This is a genomic window from Aquimarina agarilytica ZC1, from assembly GCF_000255455.1.
GTDB classification, from domain to species: Bacteria; Bacteroidota; Bacteroidia; order Flavobacteriales; family Flavobacteriaceae; genus Aquimarina; species Aquimarina agarilytica.
The window spans coordinates 66,400-82,130 of record NZ_JH621252.1; the positions used below are offsets into that span (position 1 = coordinate 66,400).

General features: G+C 34.6%; 15 protein-coding genes. 9 read left to right on the plus strand and 6 right to left on the minus strand.

Translation table 11 applies throughout. The features are described 5' to 3' along the window. Positions 1 to 43: 43 nt before the first annotated feature. The gene (locus KQA_RS18600; protein WP_157366599.1) at positions 44 to 1,234 is read right to left on the minus strand and encodes an FG-GAP repeat domain-containing protein; all 1,191 of its coding nucleotides are present in this window, start codon (positions 1,232 to 1,234) and stop codon (positions 44 to 46) included. Between the two features lie 368 nt (positions 1,235 to 1,602). On the opposite strand from KQA_RS18600, the gene KQA_RS0205555 reads away from it, so the two are divergent. Further along, positions 1,603 to 1,914, plus strand: coding sequence for a hypothetical protein (locus tag KQA_RS0205555; RefSeq protein WP_010178944.1), 312 nt, complete (start codon positions 1,603 to 1,605; stop codon positions 1,912 to 1,914). A gap of 99 nt (positions 1,915 to 2,013) precedes the next feature. Here KQA_RS0205555 and KQA_RS0205560 read toward each other — a convergent pair whose 3' ends face one another. After that, on the minus strand, positions 2,014 to 2,685 hold the full coding sequence (locus tag KQA_RS0205560; protein WP_232285857.1) for a CAP domain-containing protein: 672 nt from the start codon (positions 2,683 to 2,685) through the stop codon (positions 2,014 to 2,016). A 350-nt stretch (positions 2,686 to 3,035) separates the two neighbouring features. Here KQA_RS0205560 and KQA_RS0205565 point away from each other — a divergent pair, with 350 nt between their 5' ends. From KQA_RS0205565 to KQA_RS0205580, 4 genes are all read left to right on the plus strand, one after another. Next, positions 3,036 to 5,990, plus strand: a complete 2,955-nt coding sequence (locus KQA_RS0205565; protein WP_010178948.1) for a leucine--tRNA ligase — start codon at positions 3,036 to 3,038, stop codon at positions 5,988 to 5,990. Next, positions 5,990 to 6,250, plus strand: a complete 261-nt coding sequence (locus KQA_RS0205570) for a SemiSWEET family sugar transporter (protein ID WP_010178950.1) — start codon at positions 5,990 to 5,992, stop codon at positions 6,248 to 6,250. Before KQA_RS0205565 ends, KQA_RS0205570 begins: the two co-directional genes overlap by 1 nt. A 438-nt stretch (positions 6,251 to 6,688) precedes the next feature. Further along, positions 6,689 to 7,819, plus strand: a complete 1,131-nt coding sequence (gene ald, locus KQA_RS0205575; RefSeq protein ID WP_010178952.1) for an alanine dehydrogenase — start codon at positions 6,689 to 6,691, stop codon at positions 7,817 to 7,819. A gap of 104 nt (positions 7,820 to 7,923) precedes the next feature. Then, positions 7,924 to 8,622 carry a zinc metallopeptidase gene (locus KQA_RS0205580; protein WP_010178954.1) on the plus strand — a complete coding sequence of 233 codons (699 nt, stop codon included), beginning with the start codon at positions 7,924 to 7,926 and terminating at the stop codon, positions 8,620 to 8,622. 3 nt (positions 8,623 to 8,625) lie between these two features. On the opposite strand, the gene KQA_RS0205585 is transcribed toward KQA_RS0205580, so the two are convergent. Further along, entirely contained in the window at positions 8,626 to 9,942 is a 1,317-nt protein-coding gene (locus KQA_RS0205585; RefSeq protein WP_010178956.1) for a saccharopine dehydrogenase C-terminal domain-containing protein, read from the minus strand. Positions 9,943 to 10,016: 74 nt separating this feature from the next. Here KQA_RS0205585 and KQA_RS0205590 point away from each other — a divergent pair, with 74 nt between their 5' ends. Next, on the plus strand, positions 10,017 to 10,418 hold the full coding sequence (locus KQA_RS0205590; RefSeq protein ID WP_010178958.1) for a DUF423 domain-containing protein: 402 nt from the start codon (positions 10,017 to 10,019) through the stop codon (positions 10,416 to 10,418). A 70-nt stretch (positions 10,419 to 10,488) separates the two neighbouring features. On the opposite strand, the gene KQA_RS0205595 is transcribed toward KQA_RS0205590, so the two are convergent. After that, positions 10,489 to 11,235, minus strand: coding sequence for a uroporphyrinogen-III synthase (locus KQA_RS0205595; protein ID WP_010178960.1), 747 nt, complete (start codon positions 11,233 to 11,235; stop codon positions 10,489 to 10,491). A gap of 23 nt (positions 11,236 to 11,258) precedes the next feature. Next, positions 11,259 to 11,915 (minus strand): DUF4271 domain-containing protein, encoded by a 657-nt coding sequence (locus KQA_RS0205600; RefSeq protein ID WP_010178962.1) that lies wholly within the window; start codon positions 11,913 to 11,915, stop codon positions 11,259 to 11,261. Between the two features lie 195 nt (positions 11,916 to 12,110). Here KQA_RS0205600 and KQA_RS0205605 point away from each other — a divergent pair, with 195 nt between their 5' ends. From KQA_RS0205605 to KQA_RS0205615, 3 genes are read left to right on the plus strand one after another with little or no spacing between them, the layout of a single operon-like run. Beyond that, positions 12,111 to 12,836, plus strand: a complete 726-nt coding sequence (locus KQA_RS0205605; RefSeq protein ID WP_010178964.1) for a polyprenol monophosphomannose synthase — start codon at positions 12,111 to 12,113, stop codon at positions 12,834 to 12,836. Then, positions 12,833 to 14,176 (plus strand): dihydroorotase, encoded by a 1,344-nt coding sequence (locus tag KQA_RS0205610; protein ID WP_010178966.1) that lies wholly within the window; start codon positions 12,833 to 12,835, stop codon positions 14,174 to 14,176. Before KQA_RS0205605 ends, KQA_RS0205610 begins: the two co-directional genes overlap by 4 nt. Then, the gene (locus tag KQA_RS0205615; RefSeq protein ID WP_010178969.1) at positions 14,176 to 14,652 is read left to right on the plus strand and encodes a DUF4296 domain-containing protein; all 477 of its coding nucleotides are present in this window, start codon (positions 14,176 to 14,178) and stop codon (positions 14,650 to 14,652) included. The genes KQA_RS0205610 and KQA_RS0205615 overlap by 1 nt, the downstream gene beginning before the upstream one ends. Positions 14,653 to 14,673: 21 nt before the next feature. Here KQA_RS0205615 and KQA_RS0205620 read toward each other — a convergent pair whose 3' ends face one another. After that, positions 14,674 to 15,684, minus strand: a complete 1,011-nt coding sequence (locus KQA_RS0205620; protein ID WP_010178971.1) for an SDR family oxidoreductase — start codon at positions 15,682 to 15,684, stop codon at positions 14,674 to 14,676. Positions 15,685 to 15,731 lie beyond the last annotated feature (47 nt).

Here is a 15,731-nt window from a genome sequence, read left to right on the forward strand (position 1 = left end):
ATCCAAGACTTGAAATAAATCAAGCCTTGGATTTTTAAATTTTTTAAAAAGTAGAAGTAGTTACTTTTGCTCCTGCATTTGAAAAGCCTACAATATCAGCTTTACCATCACCATTTACATCATTAACTACTCTAGGATGTTGACCAGTTGTCCAACCGCCTGCACGAGGAGAATAATGTCTTATCCACAATATTTGATTACCAAAACTATTTCCTGTCGATAATGAAACCCTTACTCCTTCTTCTGCAAAACCAACAATATCAGCCTTTCCATCTCCATTTACATCCGCAACCATCCTTGGGTTTCTATTAACTCTCCAACCGCCTGCATTTTGCGCATATTCTCTTATCCATAATTTTGGAGTTCCAAAACTATTTCCTGTTGACAATGAAACCCTTACTCCCTCATTAGCAAAACCAACAATATCAGCCTTTCCATCTCCATTTACATCTGCTAAAACTCTAGGATGATTACCCGTTGTCCACCCACCAGCTCTAATTGCAAAATCTCTAATCCACAACTTAGGTGCGCTAAAACTACTACCTGTTGACAATGAGACCCTTACTCCTTCTTCTGCAAAACCAACAATATCAGCCTTCCCATCTCCATTTACATCAGCAACCTCTCTCGGGTTTCTATCTACTCTCCATCCACCATATTCTTGAGCATATTCTCTGATCCATAATCTAGGGCTCCCAAAACTATTCCCCGTTGATAATGAAACCCTTACTCCTTCATTAGCAAAACCAATAACATCTGCCTTTCCATCTCCATTCACATCTGCAACTTTCCTTACATGTCTATCAATTCTCCAACCGCCTGCATATTGAGCATATTCCCTAATCCATAACTTTTGAGGGTTAAATTTACTTCCTGTAGATAATGATACTCTTACTCCTTCATTAGCAAAACCAATAACATCTGCCTTTCCATCTCCATTCACATCTGCAACTTCTCTTGGATGTCCCAAAAGCTCTCCATCTTCGACTTTAAAAGGGGTTAGATTCCCTTCCCCATCTGAAAGTAAAATACTTGTATCTCTACCCCTTTCAGATACGACCCATCCTTGATCTTGACCATACTCTCTAATCCATAATGGTGGATTTGAACTATTATTAATTAATTTAGATTCTTTAATTCCATTGAATGTTTCTGCTTCTTGAATAGCTTCCCCCTTTTCACAAGAAATTAATAGTAAATAAAGTACTGGTAATGTAAATAATTTGATTTTCATTCTTAATTCTTTTAAAAAATTATGCGTTAATAACATCTAATTTATCATTTTAAAAAAAAACAACCACCTACTAGTGTTACCATTACATTAACAATTCCAATGTGTCTTTTTTTAATCTTTAATTATTGAAATCCAATATATTTAAACTAAAAGCATTATTATTCTAATCGATTTCACTTAAAAAATAGATTTCCACAGTTTTTTGTAGACAAATTCCACAAAAATCTACAATAGTATTCCATTCATTAATTTCAAAAAAATCTTAAAACACTACATATCAACGCATTTTAAAACTATTCGAATTAATGGCACAATTATTCCTTTATTCTTAATACAAATTATTTTAAAACATATAAAACTCATTAAAAATGAAAAAGTCAATTTTATTACCGGTAGTAGCATTAGGATTATTAGTTTCAACACAAGCAATGAATGCGCAAGAAGCAACAGCTGAAGTAGCTGCTACAGAAGTAGTCGCACAAGATGATATGGTTGTGGTTTCTATCGAAGATTTACCTGAAGCAGTTAAAGCTGCCGTAGCTAAAGATTATGCAGGCATGACAATTGCCGAAGCACTTACTACTAAGGATGCATCAAAATTCAAATTAGTATTAATCAAAGAAGGTAGCGACGGTACTACAGTACTTTGTGATGCAGAAGGAAACTGGATTACCGAATAACACTAGTTATTATATATATCAAATTTTGTTTAGTTAGTCAAAAAAAGAGCATTTTTTTCAAATGCTCTTTTTTTTATTTATTGACAACTCTAATTAGTGTTATCTTTTTTGTCCAAAAATCTGAGTCCAATAATTTCCAGATTTTCCTATTCCCATTTCGTTTACATTTGGATTCAGCATATTTTGTCTATGCCCCGGACTATCTCTCCACAAACCAAAAACTTGTTCTGTACCAAAAGCCTGAGCTATATTTTCTCCCGTGGCAAATCCTTGATAATTTTCTCTTTTAGTACGTTGACTAAAACTAGAACCATCTTTACCTCTATGATCAAAATATCTATTATCATTCATATCCTTTGAATGTTTAAATGCTGCAGTATTTAACGCATTATTTAAAACCACAGGTTTTACTCCTGCATTTTTTCTTAATTGATTCACCAATTTAAGCATTTCCTGTGCTTCACTCGTATTACTATCAACAACAGGATTATTTACAACAGGAGGAGTCGTTGGTTTCGGTACAGGCTTTGACGGCACTGGAACTGGTTTCGTTACTGGTTTTGGTGGTACTGGAGCTGGCTCCGGTTTTGTTACTGGCTTTCCTTCCGGTTTAGGAGTATTGGGTTCTCCATTCGGTTTTTCAGGAACTTGCTGCTCAGTATTTGGATCCTCTACCGGATCCTTTTTTGTGACAAAATCACCCTCTAAAGGTTCTGTGACACAAGAAACAAACATAGTTAATACAGTAAGAAAAATTAATCTTAATTTCATAGCAGCAAGTGACTGAAAGTTATACATATTGTTGAGCAAATTAGTTGTGCTTTTGTGATTAACGAAGAATGACAAACCCATAGTATGGATACTAGAATTTACTTACAATATCTTGCCCAGAATATATACACCGTCTCGTGATCATTTTATTTTGCATATTTCTCACTAAAAGCAACAAAAAATAAACGAATCTAAGAAGCTCATTTTAACTAAAAAATGGGATAGCTTCATTTATTTCATAATAAGTTTCATGACCACCTAAAAATTGTAAATTTGCAAAAAAATCAATTACCTCAAAATAAATAGCATTGAGGTATTAGCCCCTCTGTGAGGGATTCAAAATTCAATTCATGAACTACGATTTTAACGCCATCGAATCCAAATGGCAAGCATATTGGGAGCAAAACCAAACTTTTAAAGCAAGTAACACTAGCAGCAAACCAAAATACTACACACTGGATATGTTTCCCTATCCTTCGGGAGCTGGGTTACACGTTGGACATCCGCTAGGCTATATAGCTAGTGATATTTATGCCCGCTACAAACGCCACCAAGGCTTTAATGTATTACATCCACAAGGTTACGATTCCTTTGGACTACCCGCAGAACAATATGCCATACAAACGGGGCAACACCCAGCCTTAACTACTCAAACTAATATTACGCGTTACCGCGAACAATTGGACAAAATAGGCTTTTCATTTGATTGGAGTCGCGAAGTACAAACAAGTAGCCCCGAATATTACAAATGGACACAATGGATTTTTGGTGAGTTATTCAATTCGTGGTATAATATTGACACCAATAAAGCAGAAGCTATTGATACGCTTGTCGCGAAGTTTGAAACCAGTGGAAATACAAAGGTAAATGCCATATGTGATGAAGATATTGAAATATTTTCTGAAATAGAATGGAAAGTTTTTCCAACAAAAAAACAACAAGAAATACTATTACAATACCGTTTGGCCTATTTAGCCGAAACGGAAGTAAACTGGTGTCCAGTTTTAGGAACCGTTTTAGCAAACGATGAAATTGTTAATGGCGTTTCCGAACGCGGTAGTCACCCAGTTGTACGCAAAAAAATGACGCAATGGAGCATGCGAATTTCTGCCTATGCCGAACGTATGCTTCAAGGATTGCAAGGCCTTGATTGGACCGAAAGTATTAAAGAAACACAACGTAACTGGATTGGGAAATCGGTAGGAGCTTCCGTTACGTTTGATGTGCAAGATATTGATGCAAAAATTGAAGTATTTACCACTCGACCTGATACCATTTTTGGTGTAAGTTTTATGACGATTGCACCAGAGCACCCTTTAGTGTCCAAAATTACCACTCCAAAAAATAAAGAAGCCGTAGAAGCTTACCTTAAAGCTACTGCAAAACGTAGTGAGCGTGAGCGTATGGCCGATGTTAAAACCATTTCGGGGGTATTTACAGGTAGTTATGCCGAGCATCCTATTAGCAAAAAACGCATCCCTATTTGGATTGGCGATTATGTGTTAGCAAGCTATGGTACTGGAGCAGTCATGGCGGTACCATGTGGTGATCAACGCGATCATGATTTTGCTACTCATTTTGATATTCCGATCATTAATATTTTTAAGAATGTTGATGTGACTACTGAAGCTTATACCGATAAGGTAAATGCCGTTATTGCAAATTCAGATTTTTTAGATGGTTTATCACCAAAAGAAGCCACTAAAGTATTGATCAAAACATTAGAATCTTTAGGTTGCGGTCAAGGAAAAACAAACTACCGTTTGCGTGATGCTGTTTTTAGTCGTCAGCGCTACTGGGGTGAACCTTTTCCTATTTATTATGTGGATGGCATGCCGCAGCTTATTGACACCCAACATTTACCTATCAATTTACCCGAAGTAGAAAAATATTTACCTACCGAAGAAGGAGAACCACCTTTGGGTAGAGCCACTACTTGGGCTTGGGATATTGAAAATAATGAAGTTGTTTCTAATGAAAAAATAAATCACACTAGTGTATTTCCTTTAGAATTAAATACCATGCCGGGTTGGGCAGGTAGTTCCTGGTATTTATTCCGCTACATGGATGCACAAAATGATACCGAATTCGCTTCCGCGGAAGCTTTACAGTATTGGAAAAATGTAGACTTATATGTAGGAGGTAGTGAGCACGGAACAGGACATTTATTATACAGTCGTTTTTGGACAAAATTTTTACACGACCGTGGTTTCCTTACCGTAGAAGAACCTTTCCAAAAAATGATCAACCAAGGGATGATCTTAGGAACTTCTGCTTTTGTATATAAGGCCTTAGCTTTTGTAAAAACAGGATGTAGTCTTGATGATGGTAGTGCCGAAGATCTTACTAAAAAGATTCCTTCAATTTTTGTTTCAAAAAATGCATTTACATCCGATGACGAATTTGAGGAAGTCGTACTAAACTATTTAATAGACAATAAAATTATAAGCAGTTTAGATACCGACATCTTAACCATTGCCAAAAGTCCTATTCACAGTGATGTTTCTTTTGTAAACGCATCTGACGAGCTTGACATAGAAGCTTTTAAAAACTGGAGAGCTGATTTTAAAGAGGCTCAATTTATTTTAAAAGACGGCAAATACATTGTGGGTCGCGAGGTGGAAAAAATGTCGAAATCAAAATTCAACGTAGTTAATCCCGATGATATTTGCGAGCAATACGGTGCCGATACTTTACGCTTATATGAAATGTTTTTAGGCCCCTTAGAGCAAGCTAAACCTTGGAACACCGCTGGTATTACTGGGGTACATAATTTCCTTAAAAAATTATGGAAATTATATATGGGCGAAAATGGGGTGAAATTCACCGATGCTGCTCCTACCAAGGATAATTTAAAAACACTACATAAAACCATCAAAAAAGTAGTTGAGGATATCGAAAACTTTTCTTTCAATACCTCTGTAAGTACTTTTATGATAGCAGTAAACGAATTGAGCGCTCAAAAATGTACTAGTAAAGAAATACTACAGCCTCTGGCTATTTTAATTTCGCCATATGCACCACATATTGCTGAAGAATTATGGAGTTTATTAGGAAATATCGAATCTATTTCAACAGCTACATTCCCTGTATTTGAGGCTTCTCATTTAGTAGAAAGCGCTAAAGAATATCCTGTTTCATTTAATGGAAAAATGCGTTTTAAACTCGAATTACCATTAGATATGAGTAAAGACGACATTGAAAAAGTAGTCATGGCTCATGAAAAAACACAAAAACAATTAGATGGACGTACGCCTAAAAAAGTAATTATTGTTCCCGGAAAAATTATAAATATAGTTGGTTAATGCATATGGACATCATTGAAATCATAGGCACTATTGCCGCCATATTAACCACGGGGTCATTTTTACCTCAGGTATACCAAACTTGGAAAACAAAATCAACCGAGAGCTTATCATTACCTATGTTCTCTATGTTTTTTACAGGGGTATGCTTATGGGTGTATTACGCCTTTAAAATTGGAAGTACTCCTCTTTTAGTTGCCAATGGCATTACTGCTATTTGTTCTGGAGCACTACTGTATTTTAAATTAAAATACAAATAGTAGTACGCTAACAATATTATACCCTAATGAGGTTACATTTTAATTGAATCAATAAAATGTAATCTCATTTTTTTTATAAAATCTAGTAATCAACACTACCAATATCAACCTAAAATATTCATCGAACTTAGGCGAATATCTTTTGTCCAAATAATTTTAAAAAAGTCAAATTCTCTTATTTTGCAACTTATAAAGCTAATTTTAAACATATAGCGCGCAATAAAAGTCAATATATTCTTAAAATACCCATTAACATTTTGTGTAATTATTTTAGAAAAAAATAATTATTAGACTAAAAATCTGCTTTATTAGTAATTTTAAAAGCCCTAATCCTTCAAATTGCCAATAATCAACTTATTACTCCATTAAAAATGTTAAATAGCCTATTAATAGGCTCCTGTTTTTTAATTTTAAGTAGTGATCTAAACCTACTGAATTATGATTATTGGAGTTCCTAAAGAAATTAAAAACAACGAAAACAGAGTTGGGCTTACTCCTAGCGGAGTCCTTGAATTAGTGAAAAATTCGCACGAAGTTTATGTACAACAAAATGCAGGAAAAGCAAGTGGCTTTAACGACCATCAGTATATTGAAGCTGGTGCTATAATGCTATCCAGTATTGCAGATGTATATAAAGTAGCTCAAATGATTATTAAGGTAAAAGAACCCATTGAAAAGGAATATTCTCTTATTCAAAAAAATCAAATTGTATTCACTTATTTTCACTTTGCCTCTAATAAAACCTTAACCAAAGCCATGATGGCTTCAGGTGCGATTTGCATTGCCTATGAAACTGTTGAAGAAAGCGACCATTCCCTTCCTTTACTTATTCCTATGAGCGAAGTAGCAGGTAGGATGTCCATACAGCAAGGTGCCAAATTTTTAGAAAAACCTTTACAAGGAAAAGGCATTTTACTTGGCGGTGTACCAGGTGTACCTCCTGCCAAAGTGCTTGTTATAGGTGGCGGTATCGTAGGAACCCAAGCAGCAAAAATGGCAGCTGGTATGGGCGCTTTAGTCACTATTTTAGATATTGATATGAAACGTTTACGTTATTTAGATGACGTGATGCCTGCCAATGTCATCACCGAATTTTCAAGCAGCTATACTATTGAAAATAACATAAAAAATGCCGATTTAATTATAGGAAGCATTCTTATACCAGGAGCAAAAGCCCCAAAATTAGTCACAAAAGCTATGCTCAAAAAAATGAGTCCTGGAACCGTACTGGTGGATGTTGCCGTAGACCAAGGAGGTTGTTTTGAAACCACAACACCAACCACACACCAAAATCCGACGTATATTATTGACAATATTGTACACTATGCTGTGGCCAATATCCCTGGAGCTGTCCCATACACTTCCACCTTAGCTTTAACCAATGTTACTATAAAGTATGCTTTACAAATAGCCAATAAAGGTTGGCAAAAAGCTTGCGCTGAAAATGAAACGCTAAAAAAAGGACTCAATATTATTGATGGACAAATTGTTTACAAAGCGATTGCCAAAGCATTTGATTTCAAACATACTAAAGTAGATCAGTTTTTAGAAACTCCTGTGATTGCATAGCTTATTATGTTACAAGTAAGCTTTAACAAAAGTATAGGGAAGTAGTATGAAATCATATAAATTAAAAAAATCTTTTGTACATTTAATGTACAAAATTTAAAATCATGATTGGTTATTATGTTATTGCTGGACTTATTTTTTTGGTAAGTTCATTTGTGAGTAACAAACTTAAAAGCAAGTTTAAAAAATACTCTGAAATCTCACTACAAAATGGAATGAGTGGAGCGGAAATTGCAGAAAAAATGCTACGCGATAACGGTATCCGTGATGTAGATGTAATATCTACGGCAGGTATGCTAACAGATCATTACAACCCACGAAATAAAACCGTAAATTTAAGCGAAGGTGTATACAGCCAACGAAATGCTGCCGCAGCAGCTGTTGCTGCGCACGAAGTAGGTCATGCGGTACAACACGCTCAAGCTTATCAATGGTTACAAATGCGTTCTAAAATTGTTCCTGTAGTTGGTATCGCTAGTAAATTTTCAAATATTATACTTATGGTAGGTATTGGTATGTCTGCCACGGGTAATGCCTTAGGAAACACCATCTTTTTAGTGGGAATTTTGCTATTTGCAGTAACTACAGCTTTTACATTTATCACCCTTCCGGTAGAATACGACGCCAGTAACCGTGCGTTAGCTTGGTTAGAGAACTCTCCTGGCATGTTAAATAGAGAAGAGCATGCTGCCGCTAAAGATGCTTTGAAATGGGCGGCACGTACCTATTTAGTTGCTGCTTTAGGTTCATTAGCCACGCTAATGTACTTTGTGCTACGTTATATGGGAAATTCAAGAGATTAAATTTTAAAACTTCTCTGTAAAGGATATAGCCTTAGCTTTTAATTGTTTTAAAATAGGATTATAAATTATTGGATTGGTAGGTATTTGAACTCCTGTCAATCCAATTTTATTTTGAAGCATGAGTATTGCGGCTTCATACATAGGCAAACCTACTGTTTTTGCCATTGCCGTATAACAATGATCTTCGCCTTCCACATACAAGGATAAATTTTGCTTTTGTTTTACTCCATCCAACTCATATTCAATTTCATGAAGCATGACCACACAATCTAAATCTTTTGCCGATAATTTCCATTCGTGTTCTAAAATAGCTAATAAAATTTGAGCTGCTGTTCCTTGTGTTTTTTCCAAAATAAGGCTTTCATCAAACAAACCTAATTGATCCATCTTTGCATAAACAACACCCCCTTTAACAATACCAGTTTGTTTACAAAACTGAGCTTTAACAGCTGTGTTGTCTTCTAAAAAAAAGTTCAAAAAGTCTTTTCGACTTGATTCTTCTGGAAGTTTAATTTGTTGATCATTATCAGTCATTCCCAATTGCACAAAAATATTCCAAGCCTCGCAAAAACCTTTATGTCTCAATGTTCCTCGGTATACGGTTTCACAATCTTCCAAACCATATTTCTTAATATAATTTAAACTATTGCGGTTCGCATAACTATCATAAAAATTAGATTGAACCTCAATATTTTCTACCTTACCAAAAAGCCTGTTATATGTAATTTCTTTCTCCCTTCCTTCAAAAAGATACGTTGCTCCTTCCGCCCCAGCGATAACAACGTTCATTGGACTCCACGTAAACTTGTAATTCCAAGCATTGGTCTTTTCTGATTTTTTAACCAAGCCTCCCGTATGTGACTTAAATGAATATAGCTTTCCTCCTCTTTTTTTTATAGCCGCAATAGCGCTTAATGCACTCATGTGATCCAAACCAGGATCTAAACCCATTTCATTTAAAAATAATACTCCTTTTGCAACGGCTTTTTGGTGCAATTGCTTCATTTTTTCACTTACATAGGAAGCCGTCAACATATTCTTAGAATACCGCAAGCAAAGCTCTGCTATTTGAACATGTAAATTTGCGGGAAGCATTGATATCACTAAATCTTGCTTTTCTATCAATTTTTCAATAGCTAAGGTATCCGAAACATCAAGCAACACAGTATGCGTATTTTTATGTTCAAGTAAGACTTTGGGAACTCCAGAAAAGCTGAGCGCCACTAAAGTAAGTTTACTTTTTACTTTTAAGCTATGTTGGAGCTCCTTAATTAAACAAACACTTGATTTACCTGCACCAAAAATTACAATGTTACGCATGCACTTATTTTAGTATTTTTGAATACTACTACTTATTAATAGCAGATTTAAGCCACAAAGGTAATCAAGTCATTATGGAAAAACAGTCAAAAATTATTTTAATCACCGCTAGTATTTTTGGCATACTCGGTGTGGTATTAGGTGCATTTGCCGCACATGGATTACAAGCCATTTTAACCGAATCGCAACTCACTTCTTTTCAAACCGGAGTGCGATATCAATTTTATCATGCTTTTTTCCTTTTATTTGTTGGCAACACTTCTTTTTTACAACCCAAGCAACAAAAGAGTATCTGGATATTAACTTTAGTAGGCGTGCTCCTTTTTTCTGGCTCCATTTACATACTTAATCTTGATGAATATGTAATAAACTCCAACCTAAAATCCATTGCTTTTGCTACTCCAATTGGAGGACTATTTTTAATAGCAGCTTGGGCTTATTTATTAATAAGCTTGTTTAAAAGACAAACTACATAAACCTAAATAAAGACATAAAAAAACCCATCGTTTGATGGGTTTTTTCTGTTTTATGATAAAATAATACTATCTATTTCTTATTCACTTGATCAATGTACTTTTTTAAAGCCATAGTCATTGATGGAGTTTCTGGTGTTGGTGCTTGTATATTACACACTAAACCATGAGATTCCGCTGCTTTTATAGTTGAATTTCCAAACACTGCAATACGTGTTTTGTTTTGCTGAAAATCTGGAAAGTTTTCAAATAATGATTTAATCCCAGATGGGCTAAAAAACACTAATACGTCATAAAAAACATCACGTAAATCGGATAAATCACTTACCACTGTTTTATAAAAAACAGCTTGTTTCCAATTCACTTTTAAATCATCCAACATTTTAGGTACCGCAGGCTTTAATTGATCGGACGAGGGTAGTAAAAACTTTTCTCCTTTATATTTTTTTATCAAAGGTGATAAATCATCAAAAGTACGCTTACCCACATAAATTTTACGCTTACGATATACTACATATTTTTGCAAATAATAAGCTACAGCTTCACTTTGGCAAAAATATTTTAAGCTATCTGGCACTTTAAAACGCATCTCTTCAGCAATTCTGAAAAAATGATCGACAGCATTTCTGCTTGTTAAAATAATTGCAGTAAAATTAGATAAATCAATTTTTTGATTCCTAACTTCTTTTGACTCAACCCCTTCAACATGAATAAACGGAACAAAATCTATTTTTACACGTTGCCTCTCCTCTAATTCAAAATAGGGTGAATTTTCCACTTTAGGTTCTGGTTGGGAAACCAAAATCGTTTTCACTTTCATAGATTCTAATCTTTTCGTCATAATTAACAACTGATTCTAACCCATAAGCAGGCTAAAATATAGGGGGCTATTTCAAAGGTGCAAAGGTACAAAATAAAATAAAAAGGAGCTTCATTAAATAGTTTTCTATGGTGGCTAATTATGAGTGCAACAGCTAGTAAGAATAATAAGACACTCAAAATTACTACTCCATAAGTAAGTACTTCAACATACTCGGAATTGAATACAAGCAGCAACAATAAAGGAAAAAATAAAATACTAAAATAATTTATATACGTCTGTCTTTCAAATATATATGGACTAAGTTTTGGATATAAACCAAATACAATCATAATCGTTTTTTCCAACATATATTTACTACCAAAAAAGACCACATATACTGCTAAAATTTTCAAATAACATGACAATTGCAATACATCAATTTTTTTCAAATTAAATAACACCACATAGATCAATAATGGCATAATTACCCCCTGAAACAAGGTTAACACGGTGTGAATACTTTTACGAGAGCTGTCTGTATTATGAATTTTCACGTACTTATCTGTAACAAAAAGAAGCATAAAATTCCTAAAGTGGTAGCCATTTATTTTTTTTGCTACCACCAATAAACTAAAGGCCAGAAAACAAATTACTGTAATCCAATCATGCGATGAAATATGCCTAAATAAAGCCTCCAAAAAAAGAAATATGTAATTTTTAAACTAAAAAACGGTTTGTTACTACAAACTGGCTTAACTTTTTGAATAAACTACAAAAAGCTTAAATCAGCTAAACAAATGTAAATCCAAAATATGAGTTTACACCAATTCCTTTATAAAATTCTAGTTTTTGTTTGAATTGGTATATTTATCTTTGACCCAAATTTAATCTAAATGCCCAAACCGCTGGTAATTGTACCTACGTACAACGAAATTGAAAACATTGAACTCCTTGTAGAAGCGGTGTTTCAGCTTCCCATTGCGTTCGATTTGTTAATTGTTGATGACAATTCACCCGATGGCACTGCAAATGCGATCAACGAACTCATAAAAAAATATCCCAACAAATTATTTTTAGAAAGCCGTAAAGGAAAATTGGGTTTGGGAACTGCTTACATCCATGGATTTAAATGGGCTCTAAATCGGAATTATGATTATATTTTTGAAATGGATGCCGATTTTTCTCATAACCCAAATGACCTTGTAAAACTATATCAGACCGCCACTAGCGAAAATATGGATATGGTTATTGGCTCACGCTACATCAAAGGTGTCAATGTGGTTAATTGGCCTATGAGCCGAGTGCTCTTATCATATGGAGCTTCAAAATATGTACAATTCATTACCGGAATGCCTATTTGTGACACCACCGCAGGATTTGTTTGTTATTCGCGTAATCTTTTGGAGCAAATCAATTTAAATAATATTAAATTTGTGGGGTATGCATTTCAAATAGAAATGAAGTTTAAAGCATATCTAAAAAAATGTGCGTACAAGGAAATTCCTGTAATTTTTACCGACAGAACTAGAGGAAATTCCAAAATGTCAAAGGGTATAATTTCTGAAGCTATTTTTGGAGTTATACAAATGAAACTAAACAGTATTTTTAATAAAAAATGAGCAAAATCCTTATAAAAAACGCCAAAGTTGTAAACGAAGGACGTATAAACGAATATGATGTATATATTGAAAATGGTGTTTTTGTAGAAATCAACGAAAGCATTAGCGTTAAAAATGCTGAAATTCAAGTGATTGATGCCGAAGGGAAATATTTACTTCCAGGCATGATAGATGACCAAGTACACTTTAGAGAACCTGGACTAACACATAAAGCGGATATTGAATCGGAATCTAGAGCAGCAATAGCAGGAGGAATCACTTCATTTATTGAAATGCCTAATACGGTTCCACAAGCGACTACTATTGAACTCTTAGAAGACAAATTTGAAATTGCCAGCAAATCGAGTTATGCCAATTACTCCTTTATGTTTGGAGGCACTAACGATAATTTGGAAGAAATTTTAAAAGTGGATCCTAAAAAAGTAGCTGCTTTAAAGTTATTTTTAGGTTCATCAACAGGAAATATGCTTGTTGATGACCCAGATGTATTAAAAAAAATATTTTCATCTACACCCTTATTAATTGCTGTTCATTGTGAAGATGAAGCTACCATTCGCGAAAATTTAGCTGCTCATGTTGAAAAATATGGCGACGATATTCCGGTGCATTTACACCCAATTATCCGAAGTGAAGAGGCTTGCTATTTATCCTCATCAAAAGCCATTGCTTTAGCTAAAGAAACTGGAGCGAGACTGCATGTTTTTCATTTATCAACCGCTAAAGAATTAGCGCTTTTCGATGCTAAAACTCCGTTAAAAGAAAAAAAGATTACTGCCGAAGTATGCGTTCATCATTTATGGTTTAATAGTGACGATTACGACACTAAAGGCACACATATTAAATGGAATCCTGCTGTTAAAACCGAAAAGGACCGTAAAGGATTATTAAAAGGTTTATTGGATAATAAGATTGATGTTATTGCTACCGATCATGCACCACATACATTAAAGGAAAAAGATAATGTATACACCAAAGCTCCATCGGGTGGACCTTTAGTACAACATGCCTTAACTGCCTTGCTTGAATTTTACCATAAAGGAGAACTTAGTCTTGAAAAAATTGTTGAAAAGGCTTGTCATAATCCTGCTATTTTATTTGAGGTTGAGAAACGTGGCTATATTAAAGAAGGCTATTATGCCGATGCTGTTTTAGTAGATTTAAATGCTCCTTGGCGTGTTTCCAAAGACAATCTTTTATACAAATGTGGCTGGTCTCCTTTTGAAGACACTACATTCACCTCTCGTATTACCCATACATTTGTAAACGGTGAATTGGTATACCATAATTTCAAAATTTTAAACAAAGCCAAACAAGGAAAACGCTTAACATTTAATCGTTAATGAAAAAATTAATTAGCATATTTACCCTTTTGATCCTGGCGGGATGCCAAAGTGTCGAAGAATTTCCGAAGCCGGAAGTCATTCTTCCTGAAGATTTAATGGTAAATATGCTGATTGATATGACGCTTTTAAATGCGACAAAATCGGTATCCCGAAATGAACTTGAAGATTCTGGAATTCACCCTAAAGAATTTATGTGTGCTAAATACGATATTGATCCCGATGTGTTTAAAGAAAACACCAAATACTACTCCAACGACTTAAAATACTACGAAAAAATATTTCAACGTGTTACTGATTCCTTGAAAATGCGTGCCCAAAAAATTGACACTATCATTAAAATAAGGGAAGCCATGATTGCTAAAGAAGATTCTTTAAAATATGCTCAACTTAAAGACTCTACTGAAGTTTTTGCTCCCAAAGAACCTATGTCAAAGGATGACACTTCTTCAAAAAATAATTTGAACGACCATTAGTATTTATTAAATCCATTGGTATTACTTCAAAAAATCCAAAGCCACCCTTTTAAAAACTACATCCATTTTTTCAAACGATAAGTTTAAGCCATTAACAATCTTTTTATTTTCATAAACAGAAGCGGTATACAAACTATCAACCAGCTCCAATGGAATGCTTGGTTTTATATTCAAAATCACACTAAAAAAATGTTGCATATAAGCATACATAAGCACCCATTTTTTTGCAATACTCCTTTTGGCCGGCTTAGCATTAATTAGTTTTGCTATAGTTTTTAACACATATTCTCCGGTAATGTTTTCAGAAACTAGAATAAAACGCTCTCCAAATTTATCCGTCTTCATCAATGCATGCATTAGTTTAACCACATCCCAAACACCTACATAACCTGTTTTCCCAGTGGTATAAAACGGAACTCCTTTAGCTACTTTAGCAAATAACTCACCACTACCCGATGCATAAAAACCTGCCCCTATAATTACCCCTGGGTTTACAATAACAGCAGGCAAACCTTCTTGCATGCCACGTTGCACTTCCATTTCGCCTCCAAATTTACTTATGGCATAAACCGAATTTTCAGCTTCAGGATTCCATTGGGATGCTTCCGTAAAAATGGTTTCTCCTGGGTTTAAATTTAGCGTAGCTATACTACTTACGTGACAAAATTTTTCAACCTTTTTACTCAAAGAAAGATTAACCATGTTAGCCGTACCTTCAATATTCACTTTTTTTAACTGATCAAAATCAGAAACATTCCATGAAATAAACCCCGCACAATGATACACTTGTGTTACTCCATCAAAAGCTTTTTCTAGCGCTGGTATTTCAGTGATATCCGCTTGAATCCATTCAATACGCTTCCAATGTTCAAAAAAATCGGTATTGGTATTACATGTTTTAAAAACTTGCTCGGCAGCGGCTTTTTTTGACAAACTTCGGTAAGTAGCTCTAATGGGAAGTGCACTATTTTTAGCCAATTCCATAAGTAAATAAACACCTACTAATCCTGTGCCTCCCGTAACTAATATCATGCTTTGGCTATTGCTGTGTAACTATGTTGTAAAAATAGGGAATATAT